This is a genomic window from Myxococcaceae bacterium JPH2, assembly GCA_016458225.1.
In the GTDB taxonomy this organism is placed as follows: domain Bacteria; phylum Myxococcota; class Myxococcia; order Myxococcales; family Myxococcaceae; genus Citreicoccus.
The window spans coordinates 195,371-219,798 of the sequence record JAEMGR010000013.1 but is presented as its reverse complement, the minus strand read 5'-3'; the positions used below and the strand labels follow the sequence as shown (position 1 = coordinate 219,798).

Genomic DNA, 24,428 nt, shown 5'->3' with positions numbered 1-24,428 from the left:
ACTCAGGCGGAGGTCATCCGCACGACTTCGTCGAACGCGGTGAGGCCCTGGGCCAGCTTGCGCACGGCCGCCTCGCGCAGCGTGCGCATGCCGGTGCGCCGCGCGGAGTCCACCAGCCGCTCGTAGGGCGCGTCCTGCGCGATGAGCTCACGCAGCTCGCGACCCGCGGTGACGATCTCGAAGACACCCGTGCGTCCCACGTAGCCCGTGTTGCGGCAGCGCACGCACCCTGCTCCCTGGAGCAGGCGCACCCCACCGGGCAGCAGCGGCAAGGGCGCCTGGAGGGCGAGCAGCTCGTCCGGCGTGAGCGTGGCTTCCTGCGCGCAGTGGCCGCACACGCGGCGCAGCAGGCGCTGGGCCATGACGCCGAGCAGACACTGCGCCAGGAGGAACGACGGCACGCCCAGGTCGCGCATGCGCGCCACGGCGCCCAGCGCGTCGTTGGTGTGCAGGGTGGACAGCACGAGGTGTCCGGTGAGCGCGGATTGGATGGCGTTCTCCGCCGTCTCCGCGTCGCGGATTTCGCCCACCATGATGACGTCCGGGTCCTGCCGCAGGATGTGGCGCAGGGCCCCAGCGAAGTCGAGGCCCAGCTTGGGCTGGACCTGCACCTGGTTGAAGGCGTCCCACACCATTTCGATGGGGTCCTCCACCGTGACGACGTTGACATCCGGCCCCGCCAGCGCCTTGAGCGCCGAGTAGAGCGTCGTCGTCTTGCCGCTGCCCGTGGGGCCCGTCACCAGGATGAGGCCGTGGGGTTGATCGATCCACGACTCGAACGAGCCCTTCTCGTCCGGCTCGAAGCCGAGCTGGGCGATGTCCTGCACCAGCGTCTCCGGGTCGAAGATGCGGATGACGACCTTCTCGCCGAAGGCCGTGGGCAGCGTGGAGACACGCAGCTCCACCTCGCGCCCGTCCCGCTCCGTCTTGATGCGGCCGTCCTGGGGCCGGCGCTTCTCGGAGATGTCGATGCGCGAGAGCATCTTCACGCGCGACACGATGGGCGCGTGCACCTGCACCGGCAGCGTGTAGACGGGATGCAGCACGCCGTCGATGCGCAGCCGCACCACGCTGGTGGCGCGCTTGGGCTCGATGTGGATGTCCGAGGCGCGGTTGTCGTACGCGTAGCGCAGCAGGTAATCCACCGCCTGCACCACGGGCTTGTCCGAGGCCTCCAGCTCCTGCGTGCCGCTGAGCGACACGAGCTGCTCGAAGTTGCCCAGCTGCACCTGCGCGCCGCTGAAGTCGTCTGCCGCGCGCGCCAGCGTCTTCTTGAAGCCGTAGATGTCCGCGATGGACTTGAGGATGTCCAGCTTGGAGGACAGCACCGGCTCCACCGGCACGCCCGTCAGTCGCTGGAAGCTCTCGAACAGCTCGCGATCGAACGGGTTGGCCACGGCCACGCGCAGCCGCCCCTGCTCGGTGCGCTCCAGGGGCAGCAGCACGTGCTTCTGCGCGTACGGACGCGACACCGTCCGAGTGGCCAGCGCCATGTCCAGCTTCAGCGGGTCAATCTTCCGGTACGCGATGCCCGAGGCGCGCGCCGCCGCCTCGGTGATGTGGTCCTCGTCGAGCACCGTCCTTCCGCCCGGAAGCGGAATCTGGAACGCGGCGACCACCTCCACGGGCGACACGTCGTAGCGCGCCGCCTCCTTCCCCTGCCCCGCATGGGCCTTCAGCACGCGGGCACGTGCCGCCGGTTCGCGGGCGAGGATCTCCTGGGCCTGCTCGGGCCGAAGCAGCTCCTGCGCGACGAGCGCCTCCAGCACGAACAGCGTGGTGAAGTCGGCGCGCGTCCGCACCGGAGAACCGCCGCCCGCCGGCGTCATGACTTGCGCCCCGTCCGCCTCCGGCTCATGAGCAACATGACGCCGAGGCCAATCGCGAACGCCGCCGAGGTGGGCGCGCTCTGGCACCCGCACCCGCTCGGGCTGGTGGTGCCACCCGTGCCCGCGTCCGTGACGACAGGCGGCGGAGTGCCGGCGTCGTTGCAGAGCGTGCACGTGCCCGCGTCGGGCTTCGCGCGCGGATCGAAGCAGCGGCCTCCGAGACCACACTGCGTGCCATTGGGGCAGTCCTTCGTCGTGCGGCACGTGGGGATGCAGGCCGGGCTCGTGTCATAGGGACTGCACTGCAGCTGCGAACCACAGGTGCTGCCCTCGCAGTCGCGCAGGCAGAAGCGCTCGCCGCGCGTGCCCGCCGTGTGGCACGTGGTGCCCGCCGGGCAGGAGCATGCCTCCAGCGAGCACGGCGACGCGCAGACGCCCAGGGTCGTGTCGTTCAGACGCAGGCAGATTTGATTGGTGCCGCACTCGGAATCCTGGCCGCACGCGTCACCAATCTGGCGGCCCGTGGCCTGCTCCGCCACGCAGACGCGGTCGCACACGCGGCACACCGACGAGACCGAGGTCGCGGCGCACTCCGAGTTGGTCGAGCACGCCGGCACGCACACGCTGCCCTCGCCCAGCGGCGCGCACGCATAGCCATCCCGGCAGTCGCCCGTTCCCGGACGGCACTGCTGCGCGCACACCTTGCCCGTGGCCGCGCCCGTCTCGATGCACTGTGAGTTGGCCGGGCAGTCCTTGGACGTCGTGCACCCCTCGGTGCAGTAGCCGCCCGTCCACGAGGTGGGGAAGGACGGATACGACGTGCCGGCCTCGATGCAGCGGCTGCGCGCCGAGCCGCACTCGCCCGCCGTCTTGCCCGTGCAGGGCTGGCCCACCTTCGTCACGGCATCCGGCAGGGCCGGCAGACACGCGTAGGAGCTGCCGGATACCAGCGTCGAGGCGCGGCACACGTAGGGGTCCGGGCACTCGCCCGGCGTGGTGTTGGTGCAGGCCTTGGCGCAGACCTTGATGGCGTTGCCCGTCGTGGTGGACGTGGTGGACACGCACGTCAGGCCGTTCGTGCACGTGGTGGTGCACGGCGAGCCCACCGCGCCCTCCTGCGGATAGAGCTGACAGATGGCGCCGCGGTCATACGTGCTGAGGGTCCGCTTGCTCACGCCCGGCCCGGGAGGCAGGAAGGCCATGATGGGATCCGAGTCGAGCGAGTAGATGGACGCGATTCCCAGACAGTGCCCCATCTCGCGCAGCACGTGGGAGCGCAGGTCCATGAAGCCCGCGGGCGTCGCCGGCAGCGTGGTCCACCGGTAGTCCACCGCGTTGAGGAAGATGTCGCACTGATAGACGTAACCGCCGTACGTCAGCGGCACGGCGGTGGCGGCGCTCTGTCCCTGCGCGAGCGCGCCCACGTAGTTGGGGTTCGTCTTGTCCGTGACGAAGATGGCCGCGATGCTGAAACGGTCCTGCCGCTCCTCCACGTTCGGGACGTTCGCCGCGGTGGCTCGCCCGGCGTACTTGAATGCGGGCCAGGCGCAGTCCACGTCTTCCCACGTCTGGAGCGCGGCCTTCACCGCGTTCTCCACCTCGGTGAGGTCGATGCCCGCGGGCTTCGGGGTGCGCCCATCGATGTAGTAGACGAAGGGGTCCTGGCTGTTCCCCAGCACCGTGAAGTCCAGGTACTTGTAGTCACCCGAGCCCTGCGCCATCGCCGTGGCGGCCATCAGACACAGCCCCAGGACCAGCGCCCCCCGCTGCATTCCACGACTCATCTCGCACCTCTCCGCATCGCATCGCGCAGGGGCACACGGGAGTGCCCGAAGCGTCACCGAGCGGACAGTCTACCCGCGAATGGCCGCGACCGCGGCATCCACGAGCGACTCGGGCGTGGGCCGCTCCGCCACCGCGGCGACCGGAATCTCCAGGCGCTCCAGCGCCCCCGCCGTGGTGGGGCCAATCGCCACCACCTTGGCCCCCACGAGGCGCTCGCGGCCCGCGGCCTCCAGGAAGGCCTCCGCGGTGCGCGGCGAGGCGAACAGCACCACCTGCGGCGGCGCCGCATCCAGCGCGGAGAGCGCGTCCTCGGACAAGAGCGCGGGCGAGGAGCGGTAGGCCGTCACCCGGGTGACCCGCACGCCCTGGTCTCGCAGCGCGTCCTCCAGCTCGCGGCGGCCCGCTTCCGCGGCGGGCAAGAGGACCTCGTCCTCGGGGAGCAGCCCGTCCCGCATGGCGGTGAACAGCGCGAGGCCCGTGCCTTCAATCGGCTCCAGCGTCACCGTGAGCCCATAGGACTCCAGCGTGCGCGCCGTGCGCGGACCCACCGCCGCGAGCTTCACGCGGGACAGCCGGCTCACCGTGCCCGCCTCGCGCAAGGCCTCCATGAGCGCGTCCACCGCCGACGGGCTCGCGAACACCACCCAGCCATAGCGCTGGATGTGCTCGGCCGCCGACGCGAGCGGCCGGGGGTCCTCGGGGGGCTGCAGCTCGAGGAGCGGCACGCTGGACACCTCCGCGCCCTCGTCCTCCAGCAGGAAGCACAGCTCCTCGGCCCGCTCACGCGGGCGCGTCACCAAGACTCGAATGCCTTCCAGTCGCCGTTCCACGCGGGCGCACTCTAGGGCGTCGACGGGGCCGGGCGGCGGGCGAAATCGCGCAGAATGCTCGCCGCGCCCCGCGCCAGCAGGTCGTCCGCCAGGGCCTCACCCAGCGTCTCGGCGTCGGCCGCGTCGCCGCTCACCTCGCCCCGGATGACGAGCGTGCCATCCGGCCGCCCCACCAGCCCGCGCAGGTGCACGCGCGCTCCGGACACCGTGGCATGGCCCGCCAACGGCACGGTGCACCCCCCCTCCAGCTTCGCCAGCAACGCTCGCTCCGCGCGCACGGCGATGCGCGTGGTGGCGTCCTCCAGCGGCGCCAGGAGCGCCCGCACCTCGGCTGCGTCCTCGCGACATTGGATGGCCAGCACGCCCTGCCCCACCGCGGGCAGGCTCTCCTCCACGGACAGCACCTCGCTGATGACGTGCTCCAGGCCCAGGCGCTTGAGGCCCGCGAACGCCAGCAGCGCCCCCGACAGCCCCAGCTCCTTCGTGCGCTGCAGGCGCGTCTGCACGTTGCCGCGCACCGAGACGATCTCCACGTCCGGCCGCCGCGCGCGCAGGATGCAGCTGCGCCGCAGGGACGAGGTGCCCACGCGGGCGCCGGTCGGCAGCGAGCCCACCGTGACGCCAGCCGGCGCACAGAACGCGTCTCGCGGATCCTCACGCACGGGCACCGCGGCCAGGATGAGCCCGTCGGGGAACACCGACGTCATGTCCTTGAGGCTGTGCACCGCCAGGTCCGCCCGGCCGTCGAGCAGCGCCTGCTCGATCTCCTTCACGAACAGGCCCTTGCCGCCCACCGCAGACAGGGGCGCGGACAGGAAGCGATCACCCGCGGTGGTCATCTCCACGAGAGAGACCTCCAGCCCGGGGTGCCGAGCCGTGAGCAGCGAGGCCACGTGGCGCGCCTGCCAGAGCGCCAGCGGGCTCTGTCGGGTCGCGATTCGCAGGGACTTCATCGCCGCCCTCCCGAGGCCGCCTGCACCGCCTGCGGCGTGTCCTGGGCCGCCCCGGACTCCTCCGTCGTCAGACCAAACAGCTCCGCGGCGGCGCCCGCCAACCGGTTCCCATCACCTTCCGGCCCCACGGCGCGCAGCCGCGCGGTGGGCTCATGCAACAGCTTGTTCACGATCGCCCGCCCCATGGCCTCGATGCTCTTCTTCTGCTTGTCGGAGAGGTCATCGCCGAGCGCGGCCAGCGTGCGCTCCACCTCCGCACGGGCGATGCCCTCCGCGCGCTGCCGCAGCCGCGCCAACACCGGCATGCCGTCGCGCAGCGCGCGGTCCTTCGCGAAGCGCGCCACCTCCTGCGCCACCAGCCCACTGGCCTTGTGCGCCTCCTCGGCGCGCGCCGCGGCGTTCTCCGCCACGAACTTCTGGATGTCGTCCACGTCGTACGCGTGCACCCAGTCCAGCGAACCCACCTCGGGGTCAATGTCTCGCGGCACCGCCAGATCCACCATGAACAGGGGCCGCCCCTTGCGCCCCTTGCTGAGCGCGCTCACGTTGTCGCGCGTGAACAACGGCACCTGCGACGCGGTGCTCGTCACCACCACGTCCGCGGCGGCCACCAGCGAGAGCAGCTCCTCGAACGGCCGCGCCACGCCCGCCACCTCGCCCGCGAGCGCCTCGGCCCGCGCCAGCGTCCGGTTGGTGATCCACAGCCGCCCCGCGCCCGCCTGCCGCAGGTGCCGCGCCGCCAGCTCGCCCATCTCGCCCGCGCCCACCACGAGCACCGTCTTGTCGCGCAGGCCGTCGAACACCTTGCTCGCCAGTTGGACCGCGGCGGACGCCATGGACGTGGCCGCTCGGCCAATGGCCGTCTCCGTGCGCACGCGCTTGGCGCAACTGAACGCCGCCGCGCACACCCGCGTCATCTCGCCGCGCACCGCGCCCGCGCCCTGGCCACGCTCGAACGAGTCCTTGAGCTGGCCCAGGATCTGCGCCTCGCCCAGCACCATGGAGTCCAGGCTGGACGCCACGCGGAACAGGTGCACCAGCGCCGCCTCGCCCTCGTGCTCGTACAGGTGCTCCAGCGCCTCGGCGCCACCGAGCGCGCGCAGCTCCGCGTGGACGCGCTCACGCCCAAGCCGCGCGGTGGGCGCCGCCAGATACACCTCCACCCGGTTGCAGGTGGAGACCCAGAGCGCCTCCACGGGCGCCTGCGCCAGCCGCTGAAGGACCTCCACCTGCTGGGGCTCCGGCAGGGCCAGTCGCTCGCGGATGGCCAGGGGGGCCGAGCGGTGGGACAAGCCAATGCAAATCAGTTCCATGACTAAGGCATCCCCCGAGTCGCGGAGGACAGGTCATACGAAGAAAGGAACGACACCAACACCAACCCGAAGCCCGCCATGGTCAGCAGCGCCACGCGGCGACCTCTCCAGCCCGCGAAGATGCGCGCGTTGACGAGCGCGGCGAACACCCCCCAGGCCACCACCGTCGCCACCTCCTTCGCATCCCACGTCCAGCCCACGCCTGGGGCCGTGCTCACGAAGAAGGCCCCCGTGGCCAGCGTCACCGACAACGCGATGAACCCCCACACCACCAGGCGGCGGTTGAGGGTGTCCAGGAACTCCAGCGACGGCAACCGCGAGAACAGGAGCCCGAAGCGCTTGGCGCGCACCTGGCGCTCCATCAGCAGGTACATCACCCCCACCCCCGCGGCCACCGCGAAGGCCGCGAGCCCCAGCAGCGCGAGGCTCACGTGCAGCGGCAGGAGCGGCTGGCGCACCGCGGGAGGCAGCGGAGACGGCCCGCCCTCCATCAACAGCCCCGGCACCAGCACCGTCACCGCGAGCGGCGTGAGGAACGCGCCAATCACGGGCCTGCGATAGCGCACGTCCAAGGCGAAGAAGATGGCGAGCAGCAGGAAGGCGAGCGAGGAGAAGCCTTGCGCCGGCCCCACGGGCAGCCCGCCTTGCGCTCCCAAAAGTGCGAAGAGCGCCACGCCGTGCAGCACCAGGCCGCCCCCCACCAGCACCCGACCCGTGGTGGCGAGCACCTCCGACTGGCGGACCAGGTAGGCGAAGTAGACCAGGGCGGCGAGCCCATAGGCGTGACATGCGAGCGAGACGAGCGAATGGCTCATGGCGGCAGGCTCATAACCACGGCCGAGCGGGCAATCAGCCCGCGATCAGCCCATCTTGTTGAGGATGAAGGCGGCCAACAGGTCCGTCTCCGAGCTTGGCTTCTTCGGGTCAGCAGCCGGAGCCGTGACTTCCGCCACATACCCCGGAACTACCTCGTATGCGGTCTCTCCCACCAGGACCGAGTCGGCCATCTGCTCGGCCCCCAGCTTCGCGAGCTGCTCTTCGGTCTTCACCCGCGCCACCAACCGGTGGATGTCATCCCCGGAGACAAGCTGCACGAAGTGCACGGCGGGGACGACCGGCCAGGCGCCGCCACCCTCGGCAGCCACCACCAGCTTGCCTTCGCGCAGGTCTGCTTTGTCGTCCAGCGCCCACTCTTCGAGTTGGGTCTGGGACAGGAAGAGCTTCGTCACGCGCGAGAGCCTACACCAGCGTCCCGCCGAGGGCTCGCGGGGAATTGGTTGCAACGCCCGTTCGTTGACCGCATCTGAGGCGGGCGGTGGGAGTTCCACCGCTTCTTGCAGGGTCCCGTACGCACGTACTAGAGCACGCGCCGTCGCGGCCCTCGAAAGGCCCAAGGAGACACCATGGCAGGCGCTGACGTGATCAACATCGGGGACGGAGACTTCAAGACGCAGGTGCTGGAATCGAAGGAGCCCGTGCTGGTCGACTTCTGGGCCACCTGGTGCGCGCCCTGCCGCGCCATCGCGCCCTCCGTCGACGCACTGGCCACCCAGTACAAGGGCCAGGTGAAGTTCGCCAAGGTCAACATCGACGAGAACCAGGACACGCCGCAGAACTACGGCATCCGTTCCATCCCCACCCTGCTCGTCTTCAAGGGTGGCCAGGTCGTCGAGCAGATTGTCGGTGCGGTGCCCAAGTCCCGCATCGAAGACGCCATCAAGAAGACCCTGTAGTGCCCTCGCCTCCGCTGCCGCGCCCGTGGCTCCCCGCTCGGAAGCCGCGCATGGCAGCGGAGGCCCCCCGCACAGCGCAATCCGAGCCGTCCCAGTGACAGTGCTGTTTCAATTTGTCTGTGAAACAGCGTTTCCTGGCGCGATGTAAGGGTTGTCACCGGCGCCAAGCCCTCCCACGGCCAATCCTTCGTCCCGCCCCCCGGGGATGCAGCCACATGCAAGCACTCTCTTGCCGCCGCAGCGCCAAGTGCAGACTTGTTACCAGTTGCCGAAATTCTTTTACGAGTCAAACCAGACCCGCCGCTGTGTTGTTGACAGCGTTCGCCTCAACAGACAAATAGACGCGAGCTGGCTCTGTCTTGTTTAACGAGTTTCACCGGGAGTTTTCATGGCACGTCCGCACAAGGAAATGATCACCGCACCCCTTACTCCTGCCCTGACGTCGTGGGCAGAGGCGATTGGGGATGCCATTGGCCGCGGCATGCTGCGCGCGCTCAACACCGGCATGCCTGGCTTGGGCAGCACGCCGAGCAGCAATACCGTCACCGCGAGCCGCCGCCGCGGCCGTCCGCCCAAGGTCGTCTCGGGCGGCATGAACGCGATGAGCCGCCGCTGCACGGTGGAGGGCTGCACTCGGGATCAGCGCTCCAAGGGGTTGTGCTCCGCGCACTACCAGGCCGAGCGCCGCCGCCTGCTGTCGCACGGCAAGCCGGCCTGAGACGCGGTCGTCACTCGCCCCGCCAGGGGTCTCCGGGGGAGGTCGCCTTCATCAATTCCCAGGCGGCCAACACATCCACCACGCGCTCCAATTCGTTGGGAAGTGAACGGGCCCGTTGGGATTTGAGGTAGTCCTCGGCGAAGGCACGCAAGCGCATACCCAGGAAGAGTCTGGCGAGCGCCACCTCCGTCTGTCCTGAAAAGTCCAAGAAGCGCAGGGCAAAGCCGCTGCGCCCGTCATGTCCGGTGCCTCGCTCCTCGCGAACGATTTCCGCGCGCGCCTCCACGGGAGGTGCGCCGTCCTCGAGCGCGAAGCGGCTGCCCATGACGGTGCCCAGCGGCAGGAAGAAGGTGCTCTCCAGGAAGGCGCCGCTGACGCTCACGTTGATGGACGTGAGGCTGGCGGAGAAGCGGCGTCCCCCCTCCTCGTCCTCCATCCACAAATCAAACCGAGTGGCGAGCTGAGCCCGCGGAAAGTGCCGGTGCTCCGGCTCGCCGTCGTTGGCCTCGATGATGGGTGAGAAGTTTGGACGCTGCGGCGCCGGCGTCGTCACCTTCACGGGCGGCGCGACAGGCCGTGCCACCTCGACCGGAGGACGCATCATGGGAGGGCGCACAGGAGTGCTGCTCCGCTCCGTCATTGCCCCATCCCGTGTCACCACCTGCGCCCCGACCTGAGCCTTCTGCGTTCCCTTTTTCTGCATCGTCATTCTCCGCTGGCCCAGGGGCGATACGTCGCCACCCGTCTTGGCCAGCCTCCATCCCAACCCTCACCGGTCCGGAACCTCCGGCCGGCCGCGCCCCCGTCAGAACATGTGGCGGCGCATGCTCACATTCACCAACAAGCCGATGCTGATCATCACGGACAGCATGGACGACCCGCCGTAGCTCATCAGCGGCAGCGTGATTCCTGTCACGGGCAACAGCCCGATGACCATCCCGATGTTCTCGAACACCTGCCAGAAGATGGTGGCCACCACGCCCACGGCCACGAAAGCGCCAAAGCGGTCCCGCGCGTTGAACCCCACGCCCAGGCCCAGGATGAACAGGCCGCCGTAGAAGACGAGCAACAGCAGGCACATCACGAAGCCATGCTCCTCGGCCCACACGGAGAAGATGAAGTCCGTGTGCTGCTCCGGCAGGAAGCGCAGCCCCGTCTGGGTTCCCTCGCGCCAGCCCTTGCCAGTGAGTCCTCCGCTGCCCACGGCGATCTTCGATTGCGCCGCGTGATAGCCGCTGCCGCGCAGGTCCGCCTCGGGATCCAACCAACCCGAGATGCGCTGGCTCTGGTGCTTCTTCAGGTAGTGGCGAACGATGGTGGTGCGCGGCTCGGGCATCTCGCGCACGTAGTCATTCCAGATGATGAGCGCGCCCACGAGCAGCCCGCCCACCAGGACGGCGGACAGGTACCAGCGCACCTTGCCGAACAGGATGACCGTCAGGGACGAGAGGAAGATCATCAGCGCGGTGCCCAGGTCTGGCTGCACCAGCACCAGCACGAACGGCACCATCACCACGAGCACGGGCTTCCACAGACGGATCAACCCGTAGGAGGGCTCGTTGGGGCGGAAGTCGTCGTGATAGACCTTGGCCAGCATCAGCACGACGCCAATCTTCATGAACTCGGCGGGCTGCAAGCGGAACGGGCCAATGACGAACCAGCTCTCCGCGCCCTTGGCTGTATGGCCAATCACCTTGAGCGCCAGGAGCGCCAGGATGTTGAGCCCATAGATGGGCAAGGCCATGGTCTGGATCCACCGGTAGTCCACCAGGCACACCACCAGCACCGAGGCGATCCCCAGCCCCAGGTAGAGCAGCTGGCTGGACCACACCGGCGCGAGCGGCGGGCGCGAGGCCGACGCCAGATTCCAGATTCCCAGCGCGCACACGCCGAGCACGCAGACGATGAGTCCCCACGGGACGTGGGGCACCATGCGCCGCTCAATCCGCAGTTGCACTGGGTTCCTCCTCGGACTCGTCGGGCGGATTCGCGGGCTCACCGGGCGCCAGCGGCTCGATGGGCGGCACCGCCGCGCTGCGCGTCAGAGCGGCCTCGTCCAGGCTGGGCGCGGGCGGCAGCGTGGGCGTGTAGGGCTGGTTGGGACGCGGCGGTGGCGCCGTGGCGTCCTCGGACTTCAGGTCGAAGTACTTCTGGAAGATCGCCATGGCGGTGGGCGCCGCGTCAGCGCCGCCGTGGCCGCCGTGCTCGTTGAGCACCACCACCGCCAGCTCGGGCTTGTTGGCGGGCGCGAAGCCCGCGAACCACGCGTGGTCCCGCTCGAAGTAGCTCATCTGGAACGTCTTCAAGCGCACGGCGCCAATGCGCGACACCTGCGCGGTGCCCGTCTTGGCCGCCACGAGCAGGTCCTTGTCGCGGATGCCCGCCAGGCGCGCGCGGTACGCCGTGCCGCCCGGCTCCTGCGCCGTCGCGATCAATCCCTCGATGACGGCCTTGCGGTGCGCGGGGTTGATGTCCGTCATGCGCACCACTTCCGGCTTGAACTCCTCGGTCACCTGTCCGTCCAGGTTCTCCAACCGCTGCACGAGCTGCGGCTTGAACAGCGTGCCGCCATTGGCCACCGCCGCATACACCAGCGCGAGCTGGAGTGGTGTGACGTTATCGTCGCCCTGCCCGATGGCGCTGTTGAGCGCCATGCCCTTGGTGTAGCCGCCGGGAGACGCCTTCTCGTGGTACGCGGTGGACGGCATGATGCCCGGCACCTCGGCCACCACGCCGATGCCCGTGGGGCTGCCCAGGCCCAGCGACTTGCCCATCTCCGAGATGGGATCCAGGCCGATGGTGTCCGCCACCTTGTAGAACCAGGTGTCGCACGACGCCTTCATCGCGTTCTTGCCATCCAGCGGGCCGTGACCGCTGTCCTTGTGGCAGCGCCACAGGCGCGCGCCCAGCCGATAGCCGCCGGGGCAATTCACCACCGTCTCGGGACGGAAGAGGCCCGACTTGTACGCGGCCAGCTGCGTGACGATCTTGAACGTCGAGCCCGGGCTGTAGTGCTCCGCCGCCACGCGGTTGATCATCGGGTGGAGCGGATCCCTCGCCAGCAGCGCCATCTGCTGCGGCGTCACGCGGCCGGTGAGCAGGTTCGGATCAAACCCGGGGCGCGACACCAGCGCCTTGATGAAGCCCGTGTTGACGTCGATGGCCACCACCGCGCCGGACACACCGGGGAAGGCGCGCTCGGCCTCCTCCTGCAACCGCATGTCGATGGACAGCACGAGGTTGCTGCCCGCCGTGGGCGGCACCACCGCGTTCTCGCCCAGCTTGACGTTGAGCTCCTCGATGGTCTGCCCGCGCGCGTTCACCACTTCCTTGCGCACGCCGTCCTCGCCTCGCAGCTTGGACTCGAAGTAGCGCTCCAGGCCGCGCCGCCCGATGTAGTCGCCCAGGGCGTAGCGGGCGCCGTCGGCATTGAGCCGATCCAGCTCCTCCTGGGTGATTTCGTTCATGTAGCCCAGCACGTGCGACAGCACGTTGCCGGAGCGGTAGTTGCGGTGCGGGACGGGCACCACCTCCACGCCGTCCAGGATGTCGCGCCGCGCGGCCAGGCGGTCGTACTCGTCGCGCGTCAGGTCGATGCGCACCGGCACCGGCTGGAACGGCGCGTTGCGGCGGCCCGCGCGCAAGAGGTCCTCCACCTTCTTGCGCTGCTCGCCATCCCACTGCAGCAACTCCGCCAGGCGCGGGACGACCTGCTCGAAGCAGTCCGTGCAGAAGGCCGGCGTGACGAAGGCGTCGAACGAGGGACGGCTGTCCACCAGGATGGTGCCGCGCGCGTCCTTGATGACGCCGCGGTCCGCGCGCAGCCGCACTTCCTTGACGAAGTTGGCCACGCTCTTGGCCGCGTATTCGTCATAGCGGATGAGCTGAAGCCGGTAGAGCTGGATGGCCAGCGCGCACAATCCCAGCGACATCGCCAGGCCCAGCCAGAGGAAGCGCCGCTTGAGATCGCGGCCCGGCGTGGTGTTGCCCAGCGTCGGAGGCGTCACCGCAGCAACCCCGGCTGGCGGTCCTGCGCGGCCTCGAAGCGCTTGAAGAGCGGGTACAGGCCCAGCGCCGCCAGGCCCGTGAGCGCCACCTGCAGCGGCATGCCCGACAAGAGCGGCGCCGTGATGCCATCCTTCAGCGTGAGCCACGTGAAGAAGGCGGACAACAGGCCGTGCCCCAGGTCCGCGCCCATGGCGAACAGCGCGAAGGACACCGCGCCGCGCACGTCCACGAACGTCGACACGAGCCGGCCCACCAGGAAAGTGAGCACGGCCAGGAAGGTGAACAGGCCCGTGGGCTGCCCGCTCATCAGGTCCAGCAGGTAGCCCACCGCGAAGGCGGAGATGGCGCCCTCCACCAGGCTGGCGCGCAGCGCGAGGAAGGCCACCAGCACCACCGTGACGTCCACCCGTCCGAGCACGAGGCCCGCCTGCTGCACGAGCACCGACTCCAGCGTGAGCAGCGCCAGCGCGATGCCCACGGTCACCAGGAACTTCATTTCTGCGAGCCCTCCGCCGTGGCCCCAGGCGCCATCGCGCTGTAGGGGCTGCCCACCACCAGCACTTCCTCGAGCCGGCTGGTGTCCACCGCGGGGATGATGTCCGCGCGCTGGAACATGCCGTGCTCCTTCTTCTCCAGGTGGGTGACCCGCCCCACCACGAGGCCCGGGGGATAGATGCTGTCCGTGCCGGAGGTGATGATGAGGTCGCCGTCCTCCACGTCCTCCGTGCGCAGCATGTTCTCCAGCGTCAGCGGCCCGTTGCCGGCCCCCGCCGCCGTGCCGCGCGCACGCGAGCGCTGCACGCGCACCGCCACCCGACTCTGAGGATCCGTCACCAGCGCCACGTCCGCGTAGCCTCCCGTTGCCCGGATGACCTGCCCCACGATGCCATCCGGTGTCACCACGGACATGCCACGAAACACGCCGTCCTGCTCGCCGCTGCTGATGCGCACCGAAAGCAGCTTGGCCACTGGGTTGACGCCCACCACCCGGGCAGGCACCTCGGGCCCCGGCACGGCCTCCGCGTAGGCCAAGAGCTTGCGCAGCCGCCCGTTCTCCGCCCTGGCCTCCCCCAGCACCTGCACCGTCGAGCGCAGCTGGAGGTTCTCCAGGTGGAGCGCGTCGTTCTCCTGACGCACCCCCCGGAGGTCCAGGTAGTTGCGCACCGCGGCCACGGCGCCGTCGATGGTCGCGGTGAGTCCCTGCTGCACGGGGGCAGTCAGGGCGATGACGCCTCGGTCGATGACATTCGGGTCCCTGCCACGTCGCCCGCTCACCAGGAAGGCGGCGAGCGGGTAGAGCAGCAGGATCCCCACGAGCAAGGGGCGGCGGTACCGCTTGAGCAAGGACAGCACGGGTGGAGTTCCCGGAAGTGGGAGGGGACGACGGGAGGGAGAGGGGGCTGGCTAAACTCTCTAAATCGCTTGCATTTTCTGGTCTGTTGTCCTAGGCAGTCAAGGCCCTACGTGGGGGGAGGGTTCAGGTCCATCCCTCACCGGCCGGGCTACCAACAACACCGCGCCGCGAGACCTTCCGCAGAGGGAAGTATTTCGGGCGCGTCCAGCGCGAAGTGAAGTGACGACAATGGACGGTCTGAACCCCCGGAAGGTCATTTCCCTGCTGTTCATCATCGGCATCGCCGTGGTGTTCACGCTGCAGTTCGGCCCGGGTAGCTCCGGGTTCGGTCGCGGCGGTGGCGCGGCGCGGGCAGCTCCTAGCGCAGCAGCCGTGGTCAATGGCAAGGAAATCCCCTTGCGTGACTTCAGCATGGCCTGGGCTCGCCAGATGAACTTCCTGCGCTCGCAGGGCAGCCCCATCACGGAGCAGCTCGCACGCAATTTCCATCTGGACCAGCAGGTGCTCGAGCGGTTGGTCAACGCCGAGCTGCTCGCCCAGGCCGCCGAGCAGCACGGCATCGCGCCCTCGGATGAGGAGCTGCGCACGCTCATCCACCAGAACGCCGACTTCCACGACAAGGACGGCAACTTCGACTTCGAGCGCTACCAGCAGGTGCTGCGCGACTTCTACCGGAAGACGCCGCCCGAGTACGAGGCGGAGCTGCGCCGGTCGCTCTCCGCGCAGAAGATGCTGGACGTGGTCCGCACGGGCGCCGTGGTGTCCGACGACGAGGTCCACGCGCGCTACGAGAAGGACGGCAACCAGGCGAAGCTGGCCTTCGCGCGCTTCCTGCCCACGATGTACGCCGACAAGGTCACGGCGCCCACGGCGCAGCAGCTCGCGGACTTCTCGAAGGCTCACGAGAAGGAGATCAAGGACTACTACGACGCGAACAAGTTCGTGTACCAGCAGCCGGAGCGCATCCGCGCGCGGCAGATCCTGGTGAAGCTGGCGCCGGACGCCACGGCGGAGCAGAAGGCCCAGGCCAAGACGCGCGCCGAGGCGCTGCGCCAGGAGATCGCCGGCGGCAAGGACTTCGCCGCGGTGGCCAAGGCGAGCAGCGAGGATCCGGGCAGCAAGGACAAGGGCGGCGACCTGGGATGGATCGAGCGCGGCAGCTGGGAGCCGGCGCTGGCGGACGCGGCCTTCGCGCTGAAGGCGGGCGAGGTCTCGCAGCCGGTGGAGACGAAGTTCGGCGTGCACCTGGTGAAGGTGGACGAGAAGCAGGCCGCCCAGGACAAGAAGCTGGAGGACGTGAAGGGCGAGATCGCCACCACCCTCTACAAGCAGGACAAGGCCAAGGAGCTGGCCAAGGCGGACGCGGACAAGGCGCTGGCCGCCCTCAAGGGTGGCAAGTCGCTGAAGGAGCAGTTCCCCGTGGCCGAGGGCCAGCAGCCAGCCCTGCTGCGCTTCGAGACGGAGACGAAGCCCGAGGCCGTGGAGACGGACAGCTTCACGTCCGCGGGCGAGTCGGTGCCGCACCTGGGCCCCGCGCCGGCGCTGGTGAAGGCGACCTTCGCCGCCAATGCCGCGCAGCCGCTCGGCGAGGTCTTCCCCATCGGTGAGGGCTTCGTGGTGGCGCAGGTGGTGGACCGTCAGAAGCCGGACGCCGCGGGCTTCGAGAAGCGCAAGGACGAGCTGCGCGCCCAGGCCAATCAGGCCAAGCAGATCGAGCTGACGGAGTCGTTCCTCAAGTCGCTGCGCAAGAGCGGCAACGTCATCACCAACACCGAGGCGATCGACTCGCTCCTCGGCCCTGCGTCCGCGGGGTAGTCCTCCACCGAGAGGGCGCATGGGAGGGCGGCCGGGGAAACCCCGCCGCCCTCTTCCATTTTGGGACCCAGCGGCTCAGCGCGCCGAGGAGAAGTCCGGCGGCTCGCGGTCCCCCACCGGCCGGTCCGCCACCGCGACGCCGTCTCGGCCGCGCGCCTTGGCCGCGTACATGGCGAAGTCCGCCGCGCGGATGAGGTCCAGCGACGAGTGGGCGTGGTCAGGGAAGGATGCCACCCCGACGCTCGCGGTGAGGCGCACGTCGAGGCCCTGGGCCTGGAGGAAGGTCCGCTCGCGGAAGGCCTCGCAGATGCGCCGGGCGATGATTTGAGCGCCGTCCGCGCCCGTCTCCACCAGCATCACCGCGAACTCGTCGCCGCCGTAGCGGAACACCGCGTCCAGGTTGTTGCGCCCCAGGCCCATGAGCAGATCGCCCACTTCTTTGAGCGTGGCGCTGCCCATCAGGTGGCCGTGGTGATCGTTGATGGACTTGAAGTGGTCCAGGTCCAGGAACACGAGCGACAGCGGGCGGTGGAAGCGCACCGAACGCTTCACCTCCAGCTCGAGCTGCGCGCGCAGGTGCCGCGCGTTGAAGCAGCCGGTGTGCTCGTCCGTGATGGTGAGTTCCTGCACGCGCCGGAAGTTGCGCGCGTTCTCGATGGCGATGGCCGCGTAGTCCGCGATGGCGGTGAGGATGGTGAGGTCGTCGTTGGAGAACGGCGGATCCGTGGGGCCGTTCACCAACTCGATGAGCCCCAGCACGCGCCCGCGCGCGAGCAGCGGAACGGCGAGGATGGAGCGGGTGTGGAAGGCGGAGGCCTCATCGAAGCGGGGCGAGAAGCTGGGGTCGCCGCCCACGTCATGGACCAGCCGCGCCACCCCGGAGCTGAACACCGCGCCCGCGATGCCCTCGCTGGGGTTGAGCTGCAGGCCCTTGAGGACCGCGGCGCCCTCCCCCACGGCGATCTCGAAGTAGAGCTTTCCGGTCCGGTCGTCCTGGAGGATGAGCGACCAGTTCCGCGGGAGCAGCAGGCCGCTCACCTTCTGCATGACGAGCGCCAGGACTTCCCGGAGCTCCAGCGTGGAAGTCAACGCCTTCGCCATCTCGTTGAAGGCGGCCAGCTGCTCGACCGTCCGCTTCATGGCCGTCAGGAGGTCCGCGGGGTTCATCGGGGTCCACTCCGGCGCGCAAGTCTGCTAAGGCCGCGAGCCCTAACATGCACACGCACGCGGATCAAACCCCGCAGCTCGTCCTCGCCTCGTCTTCGCCTCGGCGCAAAGATCTGCTGTCTCAACTCGGACTCCCATTCATCGTGTCCGCGGCCGACATCGACGAGACGCCCCATCCGGGCGAGCCCGCGGTGGACTATGTGACGAGGCTGGCCCGAGAGAAAGCCCGGACCGTCGCTTCTCGTCATCCCGGCGCCTGGGTGCTGGCGGCGGATACCACGGTGGTGCTCGGACTGGAGCTGCTCGGCAAGCCCCAGGACGCCGCCGAGGCCCGTGCGATGATCGGCCGACTGTCCGGTCGGACCCACGAGGTTCACACTGGCGTGGCCCTCGCGGGCCGGCACGAGGAATCGTTCATCGTGCGAACCCGCGTCACCTTCCGGTCACTCGGCGACTCGGAGATCGCCTGGTACGCCTCGACGGGCGAGTCGCTCGACAAGGCCGGGGGCTATGCCCTGCAAGGCAAGGGCGCGTTCATGGTGGCCAGCGTGGAGGGCAGCCCCACGAACGTCATCGGCCTGCCTCTCTGCGAGACGCTCGCGCTGCTGGAGCGCGCGGGGATGCCGCTTCCCTGGAAGGGCCAGTCATGAGCACGAGCGTGGCGGAGAACCTGGCCCGGGTGCGAGAGCGCGTCGCGGCGGCGTGCAAGCGCGCGGGGCGTCCCGTGGAGTCCGTCACGCTGGTGGCCGTCTCCAAGCTCAAGCCCGCGGCCCTCATCCGCGAGGCGTACGCCGCCGGGCAGCGCGACTTCGGCGAGAACTACGCCCAGGAGCTGCGCGACAAGGCGGTGGAGCTGGCCGACTTGAAGGACCTGCGCTGGCACGCCATCGGCGCCCTGCAGACCAACAAGGTGAAGTACGTCGCCCGCGTCGCGAGCGCCTTCCACGCGCTGGACCGCCTGGAGGTCGCGCGGGAGCTGGCCAAGCGCCGCCAGGACGCGCCGCCCCTGCCCTGTTACGTCGAGGTGAACGTGGGGGGCGAGGCGACCAAGAGCGGCCTGCCCCCCTCCGAGCTGGGCGCATTCCTGGATGCGGCGAAGGAGCTGTCCGCGCTCCAGCTCGTGGGACTGATGGCGCTGCCGCCTCCCTCCGAGGACGACGCCCGCGTGCGCGAGGGCTTCCGCGCGCTGCGGGAGCTGGCCCGAGCGCACGGGCTGCCGGGCCTGTCCATGGGAACGACCCACGACTTCGAGCAGGCCATCGAGGAAGGCGCCACGCTCGTCCGGGTGGGCACGGCCATCTTCGGCGAGCGGACCTGAGGCCCGCCCCCGGGCCCTCGTCACACTTCCTTGAACTTCATGCGGCCCTCGGCGTTGACGGTCGCCTTGAACTCGCAGCCACAGTAGTTGCAACGAACCTCGTCGCCGTTGACGAGCGGCTCGTCCAGCGGGTTGTTGGCGTTGCAGGACGGACAATCGTAGTCCTTGCGCGCCTTGCCAGCGCTGCCGGACTCCTGCTGGGCGTCATCGTCGAAATCGAAATCACTGGCCATGCGCGCGACTCCTGGGCGTGTGGACGCGGGGCGCGAGGCTAGCAGCCCGTCCCGCCAGTCCCTACCCGCGAAACCACCTCCCATGGAGGACGACGCGGGGCGTCGGGGATTTGTCACCCGGACATGCCAAAGTGCGGACCTGGTGGGGCACCCTGGCCGTGCGACCGGAGAACGACCGGGCGGGCGTTGAATGGCGGAAGGCCGGGCGCGTCCTGGAAATGTCCGGCGCGGCGAAGGGTTCGGGGGGGCGGGGTTGGCGGAGCCAGGGCCGGCTACCTAGTTTCCTTGCGAGGGAGTTCGCTCGATGCGCAGGCAGTCCAAGTGGGGGCTCGGAGCCGCGTTGACGGGGCTGCTGTGGGCAGGAGTCTGTCTCGCCGATGGCACCGCGCCGTCCGCGTTCGGTCCCGGCGAGCAGGCCCAATATCGCGTGAGGTACCTCGGCATCACCGCGGGCACGGCGCAGGTGACGGTGGGCGCGCCCATGACGCAATGGGAACAGAACGTCTGGCCCATCGTGTCCGTGGCGAAGTCGGATGACGTCATCGGCGTGTGGCCCATCAAAAGCCGCTTCGTGTCGTACTGGGACGCGGCGGGCCAGCGCGTGGCGGGCAGCGACCTGCACTCGGACGAGAATGGCAAGCGCCGACGCCAGCGCATCAAGATGACCGCGGACGGCACCAGCGCGCTCGTCATCAAACAGAAGGACAGCGACGCCCCACGCGAGTCCACACATGAGCTGCCGCGAGGCACCATGGACATGACGGGCGCCACGTTCGCGCTGCGCAATCAAGACCTCGCGGTGGGCCGCGAGTATGTCTATTCCGTGTTCACCGGCAGCAAGCAGTTCTCCATGCACGCGATGGTGGAAGCGCGCGAGGTCGTCTCCACCGGCATGGGACCGCGGGAGGCCTTCCGCGTGCGCGTGCACACCGAGTTCGGCGGCAAACTGGACACGAAGCGCGACCTGGTCGCGTACCTGTCCTCGGACGCGAGCCATGTCCCCGTGCGAATCGAGGCGGAGTTCTCGCTGGGCACGGTGGTGGCGGAACTCACCGACTACAAACCGGGCCGAGCGGTCACGGTGGCCCGAGCAGAGACCCCAGGCGGCTAGCGGCGGTGCTCGGGGGAAGGGGGAACGGGCGTGGGATGGGCGTGGGCAATCCTGGTGACACTGGCCGCCGCTCCGGTCGCGCCACAAGTCGTGTCTCCGTTGATCAAGATCCGACCGGGAGCACCCGCCCGGGGTGAGCGCGAGGCCCGCCTCAGCGTGGCCCGAGGCGAGTGTGAGGCGACGCAGGTCGTCCTCCCCGGCATGGTGGAGCGCATCCGCGCCCGTCCGCTGTTTCTGCGGGGTCCAGGCGCGTCGCTCACGGCGTCCGTCTGGCGCGAGGGCTTCATCGACGTGAAGACCCCGTCGAACGGTCAAGGCCGCGCGGGCCCCTGGCCGGATCCGCTGCTGCCGCTGCAGGCGCCCACCAACGCCGCGCTCCCAGCCGTCGTCTACGTGGAGGTCTGCGCGCCCGAGAAGCAGGCCCCTGGCACGTATCGCGGCAAGCTCGCGCTGTCCGCGGATGGTGCGAACCTGGCCCGCGTGCCCTTCACGGTGGAGGTGCAGCCGTTCGCGCTGCCCGCCACGTCATCCCTGCCGAACAGCTTCGGCATCTCGCTCTACAGCATCGCGCGAGCGCATGGGCTCGCCCCGGAGTCGGACGAGGCGCACACGCTGCTGCGCGACTACGGTCGAGCGCTGCTGGAGCACCGCGTGAGCGCGCACGGCATGGGCATGGATCCACCTCCGGTCCACTTCGAGCAGGGTCGCGCGGTGGTGGACTGGCGCGCCTACGACGCGGAGATGGCGCCCTTCCTCGACGGCACGGTGCTGCCCTCGGGCGCGCGCTTCACCACCACCGACGTGCGCGACAACAAGAAGGCCAGCACCGACGCGGAGAAGGTCGCGTACTACCGCGCCTTCGCCGAGCACTTCCGCCAGAAGGGCTGGGCCGCGCAGCTCTTCTTCTACGCCAAGGACGAGCCCAAGCCCGCGGACGTGCCGCTGGTGCGCGCGCAGTCCAAGCGGGTGCGCGAGGCCGGGCACATCCCCGTGCTTGTCACCAGCCCGTTGGATGATGCCTTGAAGGGGACCGCGGACATCCTGGCGCCCACGCTCAACTGCTTCTATCCGCGGCCCGGACCGCAGACCTGTCCCACGGTGCTGGGGGTGGGCGCCCTGCGCGCGCGGCTGCCCTCCGAGACGAAGGTGTGGTGGTACCAGAGCTGCAACTCACACGGTTGCAATGGAGGCCCCCTGCCCGACGCGGAGGTGGATGCCGTGTATGGCGGCTGGGCTTCCTACATGGTGGACCACCCCGCCCCGCTCAACCGCGCCATGGGCGTGCTGGCCTTCGAGTCCGGCGTGGATGGTGAGCTCTATTTCGACACCGTCTTCGCCTACAACACGCAGAAGGACGTGTGGTCGAGCGTCTTCGAGTTCGGCGGGAACGGCGATGGGACGCTCTTCTACCCAGGGACTCCGGGACGGGTGGGCGCATCGCGACACCAGCCCGTGGTGTCCCTGCGACTCAAGCACCTGCGAGACGGCCTGGAAGACTACGAGTACCTGCGCCTGCTGGCCCGCCTGGGGGACGCGTCCTTCGCCCAGGCCGCCGCGCGCCGCCTGGCTCGCTCGGGCTATGACATCACCCGCGACGCGCGAGAATGGGAGCAGGTGCGCCACGACCTCACGGCGCGACTGCGCCAGCGGTGGGAAGCCTCTGAACAGAAACAGCGCCCGGGCGGTCCAATCCCCGGGAGCCCCCCGTAGTCCCTTCGGATGAAAGAAGGATGGATTCAATGCGCACCCTCCTCGTGGTCTGGCTCACGCTGTCCACCACCACTGCCTGGGCCCAGCTTCCGGATGGCCATGACACCACGCCCGAGCCGACCAAGCCCGAAGCGCCGATGACCGTGGAGCCCTGCGCCCAGGGCCTGCCGGCGCTGCGAATGCCGTTGGCGTTCATGCCCGGCGAGCTGCTCGAGTTCGACCTGGACGCCATGGGCGCCAAGGCCGGGAAGATGACCATGCGCGTGCAGCGCCCCGCCAACGGCGTCCTGCCCGTGCAGGTGGAGGCGCAGACGAACACCCTCTTCTCCAAGGTGCGCCGCGTGCACGGCACCGCGATGAGCTACCTGCACCCGCGCACGCTGCGCCCGTCCCGATACACCGAGGACGCCACCGAGAACGAGCTGCACCGCAAGGTGGAGGTGGCCTTCGGCGCCAAGGACCGCTCCGTCAAGGTGGACTACCAGATTGGGGATCGGCCTCGCGGCGTCGCCAACTACAACTTCGACAAGGACGGCCTCGACGTGGCCGGCTCCGTGTACCTGCTGCGTCAGCTCCCCCTGAAGAAGGACCTCCAGGTCTGCTTCGACGTCTACGGCGTGCGCCGCATGTGGCGCATGACGGGCACCGTGCTTCAGCGCGAGCACGTGTCGCTGCCCCTGGGCGAGTTCGAGGCGTGGCACATGTCCGGCACCGCCGTGCGCGTGGATCGCCCCAGCCAACGCCGCGAGGTGCACGTGTGGATCTCCGACGATGCGCGCCGCCTCCCGCTCGCCGCCGTCGGCACCATCGACCTGGGCGCGGTACGGGCCACCCTGACCGCCGTCTCCCGCCCCGGCGAGAAGCGCATCGAGGCCCAGGGAACCGAAGACCTCAAGTGGTGACACAGGGTTAGCGCCCCGTCCCGCCAGCGCCCCACCCCAGCGCTGGCGTTTTACTTGGGCCTTCAATTGAAAGTGGTTTGCAAAATCAAAATCCCGCGTCTAGGGTGCGCGCCGTTCCAATGCGCTCCACCACCTCGACGCCGCTGCTGCTGGTGCCCCTGCTGTTCGCACCCCTCCTGTTGACCCCTGTCACCGCCCGAGCGGCGCGCGGCCGCATCGAGGACGAGCCCCGCGCGGGTTCGAGCGAGGCCGTCCCCGCCGACGCGCCGACGGCCCACGTGGACGAGGAGCACGCCACGCGCCAGGAGGCGAAGAAGGAAGAGCGTGAAGAGCGCGAGGAGCGCGAGGAGCACGGGCGTCCCGCCGAGGCGCATGGCCCCGCGGAGGGCAAGGACGAGGAAGAGAAGCACCGTCCTCGCCTCGACCTGGAGTTCGGCGCCTACGGCGAGCTGCAGTTCGGCTACTTCAACTACGGCGAGAACCAGAACCGCGTGGGCGGCTCGCAGAAGGACTCGCGGCTGCAGTTCGACACGACCCGGCTCGTGCTGGAGATGGAAGCAGGCCTGCCGGAGTACGGCCTGGAAGCCGAGATGGAGGTCGAGTTCGAGCACGCCGGCACCGGCACCGCGATGGAGCTGGAGTACGAGGAGTTCGGCGAGTTCGAGCAGGAGATTGGGCGCGGCGGCGAGGTGCTCCTCGAGGAGCTGTACCTCACGAAGAAGCTGGGCCAGCACCTGGAGCTGTCCGCCGGGCGCTTCTACGTCGCGGTGGGCACGCTGTTCGACGACTACCGTCCCACGGACTACCTGGGCACGATTCGCTCTGAGGCCGAGACGCGCGTCATCCCCAACACGTGGGACGAGATGGGCCTGCAGGCGAAGCTCGAGGTTCCCTGGGGACTGCGGCTCATCGGCCAGGTGGTCAACGGGCTCGACTCCACGGGCTTCAGCTCGCAGAACTGGGTGGCTCGCGGACACCAGACGCGCTTCGAGTTGGTGAAGGCCTCGGACCTGGCGGCGGTGGCGCGCGCGGACGTGACGCGCTTCGAGGGCATCACCTTCGGAGCGTCGGCGTACTACGGCGGCACCTCTCGCAACCGTCCCAAGCCGGACCTGGTGCAACAGTGCGACGACGCCAACCCCAACGTGGTGGCGCCGTGCGGTTACGTGTCCGCCTCGGTGCTCATCCTGGATGCGCACCTGTCGCTCAAGCGCGGTCCGTTCCGCGCCCACGCGCTGTTGCTCTGGGGCCACCTGAGCAACGCGAGCGCGGTGTCCGCGCGCAACTCGCGCCTGTCCAACCTGCTCAACGTGCTGCGCACGCCGGTGTCGGACAACGCGCTCGCCGCCTGGGGTGAGCTGGGCTACGACGTGGCGCCGCTCCTGGGCCTGGGCGAGGACCACCGGCTGGAGCCCTTCGTGCGCGTCGACTACTCCGACACGCAGTTCAACCCGCGCTCGGAGCTGTTCGACAACCCCCGCTTCGAGCGCACCACGTACACGGTCGGCGCCGGCTACACGCTCGCGAGCACCGCGTTCGCCAAGGTCGATTTCGCCCATCGCCGCATGGGCTCGTCCGACTTCCGACCGGAGAACACGCTCCGGCTCTCCACCGGCTTCGTCTACTGATACCTGGTTGCAAAGAGGAAA

Annotated in this window: 23 protein-coding genes; 9 read left to right on the top strand and 14 right to left on the bottom strand. The window is 69.4% G+C overall.

The window, feature by feature from the left end; all coding sequences use genetic code 11:
* Positions 1-2: 2 nt before the first annotated feature.
* The 7 genes from tadA to JGU66_21265 all read right to left on the bottom strand — a co-directional run bounded on the left by tadA (position 3) and on the right by JGU66_21265 (position 7,993).
* On the bottom strand, positions 3-1,829 hold the full coding sequence (tadA, locus tag JGU66_21295) for a Flp pilus assembly complex ATPase component TadA (GenBank protein ID MBJ6763313.1): 1,827 nt from the start codon (positions 1,827-1,829) through the stop codon (positions 3-5).
* Positions 1,826-3,613 (bottom strand): adhesin, encoded by a 1,788-nt coding sequence (locus JGU66_21290; protein MBJ6763312.1) that lies wholly within the window; start codon positions 3,611-3,613, stop codon positions 1,826-1,828. Before JGU66_21290 ends, tadA begins: the two co-directional genes overlap by 4 nt.
* A 69-nt stretch (positions 3,614-3,682) precedes the next feature.
* The gene (locus JGU66_21285; protein MBJ6763311.1) at positions 3,683-4,444 is read right to left on the bottom strand and encodes a uroporphyrinogen-III synthase; all 762 of its coding nucleotides are present in this window, start codon (positions 4,442-4,444) and stop codon (positions 3,683-3,685) included.
* A gap of 11 nt (positions 4,445-4,455) precedes the next feature.
* Positions 4,456-5,397, bottom strand: coding sequence for a hydroxymethylbilane synthase (hemC, locus tag JGU66_21280; GenBank protein MBJ6763310.1), 942 nt, complete (start codon positions 5,395-5,397; stop codon positions 4,456-4,458).
* Positions 5,394-6,710, bottom strand: a complete 1,317-nt coding sequence (locus tag JGU66_21275; protein ID MBJ6763309.1) for a glutamyl-tRNA reductase — start codon at positions 6,708-6,710, stop codon at positions 5,394-5,396. Before JGU66_21275 ends, hemC begins: the two co-directional genes overlap by 4 nt.
* 2 nt (positions 6,711-6,712) lie before the next feature.
* A complete protein-coding gene (gene ccsA, locus JGU66_21270) occupies positions 6,713-7,525 on the bottom strand; it encodes a cytochrome c biogenesis protein CcsA (protein MBJ6763308.1) in 813 nt (270 codons plus the stop codon).
* A gap of 45 nt (positions 7,526-7,570) precedes the next feature.
* On the bottom strand, positions 7,571-7,993 hold the full coding sequence (locus JGU66_21265; GenBank protein ID MBJ6763307.1) for a hypothetical protein: 423 nt from the start codon (positions 7,991-7,993) through the stop codon (positions 7,571-7,573).
* Positions 7,994-8,113: 120 nt separating this feature from the next.
* On the opposite strand from JGU66_21265, the gene trxA reads away from it, so the two are divergent.
* Both trxA and JGU66_21255 read left to right on the top strand, forming a co-directional pair.
* Positions 8,114-8,443: a thioredoxin gene (gene trxA / locus JGU66_21260; GenBank protein MBJ6763306.1), complete on the top strand. Its 330-nt coding sequence runs from the start codon at positions 8,114-8,116 to the stop codon at positions 8,441-8,443.
* A 388-nt stretch (positions 8,444-8,831) separates the two neighbouring features.
* Positions 8,832-9,161: a hypothetical protein gene (locus JGU66_21255; protein MBJ6763305.1), complete on the top strand. Its 330-nt coding sequence runs from the start codon at positions 8,832-8,834 to the stop codon at positions 9,159-9,161.
* A gap of 10 nt (positions 9,162-9,171) precedes the next feature.
* On the opposite strand, the gene JGU66_21250 is transcribed toward JGU66_21255, so the two are convergent.
* The 5 genes from JGU66_21250 to mreC all read right to left on the bottom strand — a co-directional run bounded on the left by JGU66_21250 (position 9,172) and on the right by mreC (position 14,522).
* On the bottom strand, positions 9,172-9,864 hold the full coding sequence (locus JGU66_21250; GenBank protein MBJ6763304.1) for a PilZ domain-containing protein: 693 nt from the start codon (positions 9,862-9,864) through the stop codon (positions 9,172-9,174).
* 102 nt (positions 9,865-9,966) lie between these two features.
* Positions 9,967-11,094 carry a rod shape-determining protein RodA gene (rodA, locus tag JGU66_21245; GenBank protein MBJ6763303.1) on the bottom strand — a complete coding sequence of 376 codons (1,128 nt, stop codon included), beginning with the start codon at positions 11,092-11,094 and terminating at the stop codon, positions 9,967-9,969.
* Positions 11,095-11,101: 7 nt separating this feature from the next.
* Positions 11,102-13,168: a penicillin-binding protein 2 gene (gene mrdA, locus JGU66_21240; GenBank protein ID MBJ6763302.1), complete on the bottom strand. Its 2,067-nt coding sequence runs from the start codon at positions 13,166-13,168 to the stop codon at positions 11,102-11,104.
* Positions 13,165-13,665: a hypothetical protein gene (locus JGU66_21235; protein ID MBJ6763301.1), complete on the bottom strand. Its 501-nt coding sequence runs from the start codon at positions 13,663-13,665 to the stop codon at positions 13,165-13,167. The genes mrdA and JGU66_21235 overlap by 4 nt, the downstream gene beginning before the upstream one ends.
* On the bottom strand, positions 13,662-14,522 hold the full coding sequence (gene mreC, locus JGU66_21230; GenBank protein MBJ6763300.1) for a rod shape-determining protein MreC: 861 nt from the start codon (positions 14,520-14,522) through the stop codon (positions 13,662-13,664). Before mreC ends, JGU66_21235 begins: the two co-directional genes overlap by 4 nt.
* A gap of 229 nt (positions 14,523-14,751) precedes the next feature.
* On the opposite strand from mreC, the gene JGU66_21225 reads away from it, so the two are divergent.
* Complete coding sequence (locus JGU66_21225) at positions 14,752-16,338, top strand: SurA N-terminal domain-containing protein (protein ID MBJ6763299.1); 1,587 nt, start codon at positions 14,752-14,754, stop codon at positions 16,336-16,338.
* A 75-nt stretch (positions 16,339-16,413) separates the two neighbouring features.
* Here the strand turns inward: JGU66_21225 and JGU66_21220 are convergent, their stop codons facing one another.
* Positions 16,414-17,505, bottom strand: coding sequence for a sensor domain-containing diguanylate cyclase (locus tag JGU66_21220; GenBank protein ID MBJ6763298.1), 1,092 nt, complete (start codon positions 17,503-17,505; stop codon positions 16,414-16,416).
* A 47-nt stretch (positions 17,506-17,552) separates the two neighbouring features.
* Between JGU66_21220 and maf the strand changes: the two genes are divergently transcribed.
* Together maf and JGU66_21210 are read left to right on the top strand one after the other, a co-directional pair.
* Positions 17,553-18,155, top strand: a complete 603-nt coding sequence (gene maf, locus JGU66_21215; protein MBJ6763297.1) for a septum formation inhibitor Maf — start codon at positions 17,553-17,555, stop codon at positions 18,153-18,155.
* The gene (locus JGU66_21210; GenBank protein ID MBJ6763296.1) at positions 18,152-18,823 is read left to right on the top strand and encodes a YggS family pyridoxal phosphate-dependent enzyme; all 672 of its coding nucleotides are present in this window, start codon (positions 18,152-18,154) and stop codon (positions 18,821-18,823) included. Before maf ends, JGU66_21210 begins: the two co-directional genes overlap by 4 nt.
* A gap of 20 nt (positions 18,824-18,843) precedes the next feature.
* On the opposite strand, the gene JGU66_21205 is transcribed toward JGU66_21210, so the two are convergent.
* Positions 18,844-19,056 carry a hypothetical protein gene (locus JGU66_21205; protein ID MBJ6763295.1) on the bottom strand — a complete coding sequence of 71 codons (213 nt, stop codon included), beginning with the start codon at positions 19,054-19,056 and terminating at the stop codon, positions 18,844-18,846.
* A gap of 304 nt (positions 19,057-19,360) precedes the next feature.
* On the opposite strand from JGU66_21205, the gene JGU66_21200 reads away from it, so the two are divergent.
* The 4 genes from JGU66_21200 (at position 19,361) to JGU66_21185 (ending at position 24,407) form a co-directional block, all read left to right on the top strand.
* The gene (locus JGU66_21200; protein MBJ6763294.1) at positions 19,361-20,167 is read left to right on the top strand and encodes a DUF3108 domain-containing protein; all 807 of its coding nucleotides are present in this window, start codon (positions 19,361-19,363) and stop codon (positions 20,165-20,167) included.
* A 30-nt stretch (positions 20,168-20,197) separates the two neighbouring features.
* Complete coding sequence (locus JGU66_21195; GenBank protein MBJ6763293.1) at positions 20,198-21,877, top strand: DUF4091 domain-containing protein; 1,680 nt, start codon at positions 20,198-20,200, stop codon at positions 21,875-21,877.
* Between the two features lie 20 nt (positions 21,878-21,897).
* A complete protein-coding gene (locus JGU66_21190; protein MBJ6763292.1) occupies positions 21,898-22,779 on the top strand; it encodes a DUF3108 domain-containing protein in 882 nt (293 codons plus the stop codon).
* Between the two features lie 425 nt (positions 22,780-23,204).
* Positions 23,205-24,407 carry a hypothetical protein gene (locus JGU66_21185; GenBank protein MBJ6763291.1) on the top strand — a complete coding sequence of 401 codons (1,203 nt, stop codon included), beginning with the start codon at positions 23,205-23,207 and terminating at the stop codon, positions 24,405-24,407.
* Positions 24,408-24,428: the final 21 nt, after the last annotated feature.

Excerpts from the sequence above, each read along its gene's own strand:
- tadA (MBJ6763313.1), bottom strand. The coding sequence starts at position 1,829 with ATGACGCCGGCGGGCGGCGGTTCTCCGGTGCGGACGCGCGCCGACTTC.
- JGU66_21290 (MBJ6763312.1), bottom strand. The coding sequence starts at position 3,613 with ATGAGTCGTGGAATGCAGCGGGGGGCGCTGGTCCTGGGGCTGTGTCTG.
- hemC (MBJ6763310.1), bottom strand. The coding sequence starts at position 5,397 with ATGAAGTCCCTGCGAATCGCGACCCGACAGAGCCCGCTGGCGCTCTGG.
- JGU66_21275 (MBJ6763309.1), bottom strand. The coding sequence starts at position 6,710 with ATGGAACTGATTTGCATTGGCTTGTCCCACCGCTCGGCCCCCCTGGCC.
- ccsA (MBJ6763308.1), bottom strand. The coding sequence starts at position 7,525 with ATGAGCCATTCGCTCGTCTCGCTCGCATGTCACGCCTATGGGCTCGCC.
- trxA (MBJ6763306.1), top strand. The coding sequence starts at position 8,114 with ATGGCAGGCGCTGACGTGATCAACATCGGGGACGGAGACTTCAAGACG.
- JGU66_21255 (MBJ6763305.1), top strand. The coding sequence starts at position 8,832 with ATGGCACGTCCGCACAAGGAAATGATCACCGCACCCCTTACTCCTGCC.
- JGU66_21250 (MBJ6763304.1), bottom strand. The coding sequence starts at position 9,864 with ATGCAGAAAAAGGGAACGCAGAAGGCTCAGGTCGGGGCGCAGGTGGTG.
- rodA (MBJ6763303.1), bottom strand. The coding sequence starts at position 11,094 with ATGGTGCCCCACGTCCCGTGGGGACTCATCGTCTGCGTGCTCGGCGTG.
- JGU66_21235 (MBJ6763301.1), bottom strand. The coding sequence starts at position 13,665 with ATGAAGTTCCTGGTGACCGTGGGCATCGCGCTGGCGCTGCTCACGCTG.
- JGU66_21225 (MBJ6763299.1), top strand. The coding sequence starts at position 14,752 with ATGGACGGTCTGAACCCCCGGAAGGTCATTTCCCTGCTGTTCATCATC.
- JGU66_21220 (MBJ6763298.1), bottom strand. The coding sequence starts at position 17,505 with ATGAACCCCGCGGACCTCCTGACGGCCATGAAGCGGACGGTCGAGCAG.
- maf (MBJ6763297.1), top strand. The coding sequence starts at position 17,553 with ATGCACACGCACGCGGATCAAACCCCGCAGCTCGTCCTCGCCTCGTCT.
- JGU66_21210 (MBJ6763296.1), top strand. The coding sequence starts at position 18,152 with ATGAGCACGAGCGTGGCGGAGAACCTGGCCCGGGTGCGAGAGCGCGTC.
- JGU66_21205 (MBJ6763295.1), bottom strand. The coding sequence starts at position 19,056 with ATGGCCAGTGATTTCGATTTCGACGATGACGCCCAGCAGGAGTCCGGC.
- JGU66_21200 (MBJ6763294.1), top strand. The coding sequence starts at position 19,361 with ATGCGCAGGCAGTCCAAGTGGGGGCTCGGAGCCGCGTTGACGGGGCTG.
- JGU66_21190 (MBJ6763292.1), top strand. The coding sequence starts at position 21,898 with ATGGATTCAATGCGCACCCTCCTCGTGGTCTGGCTCACGCTGTCCACC.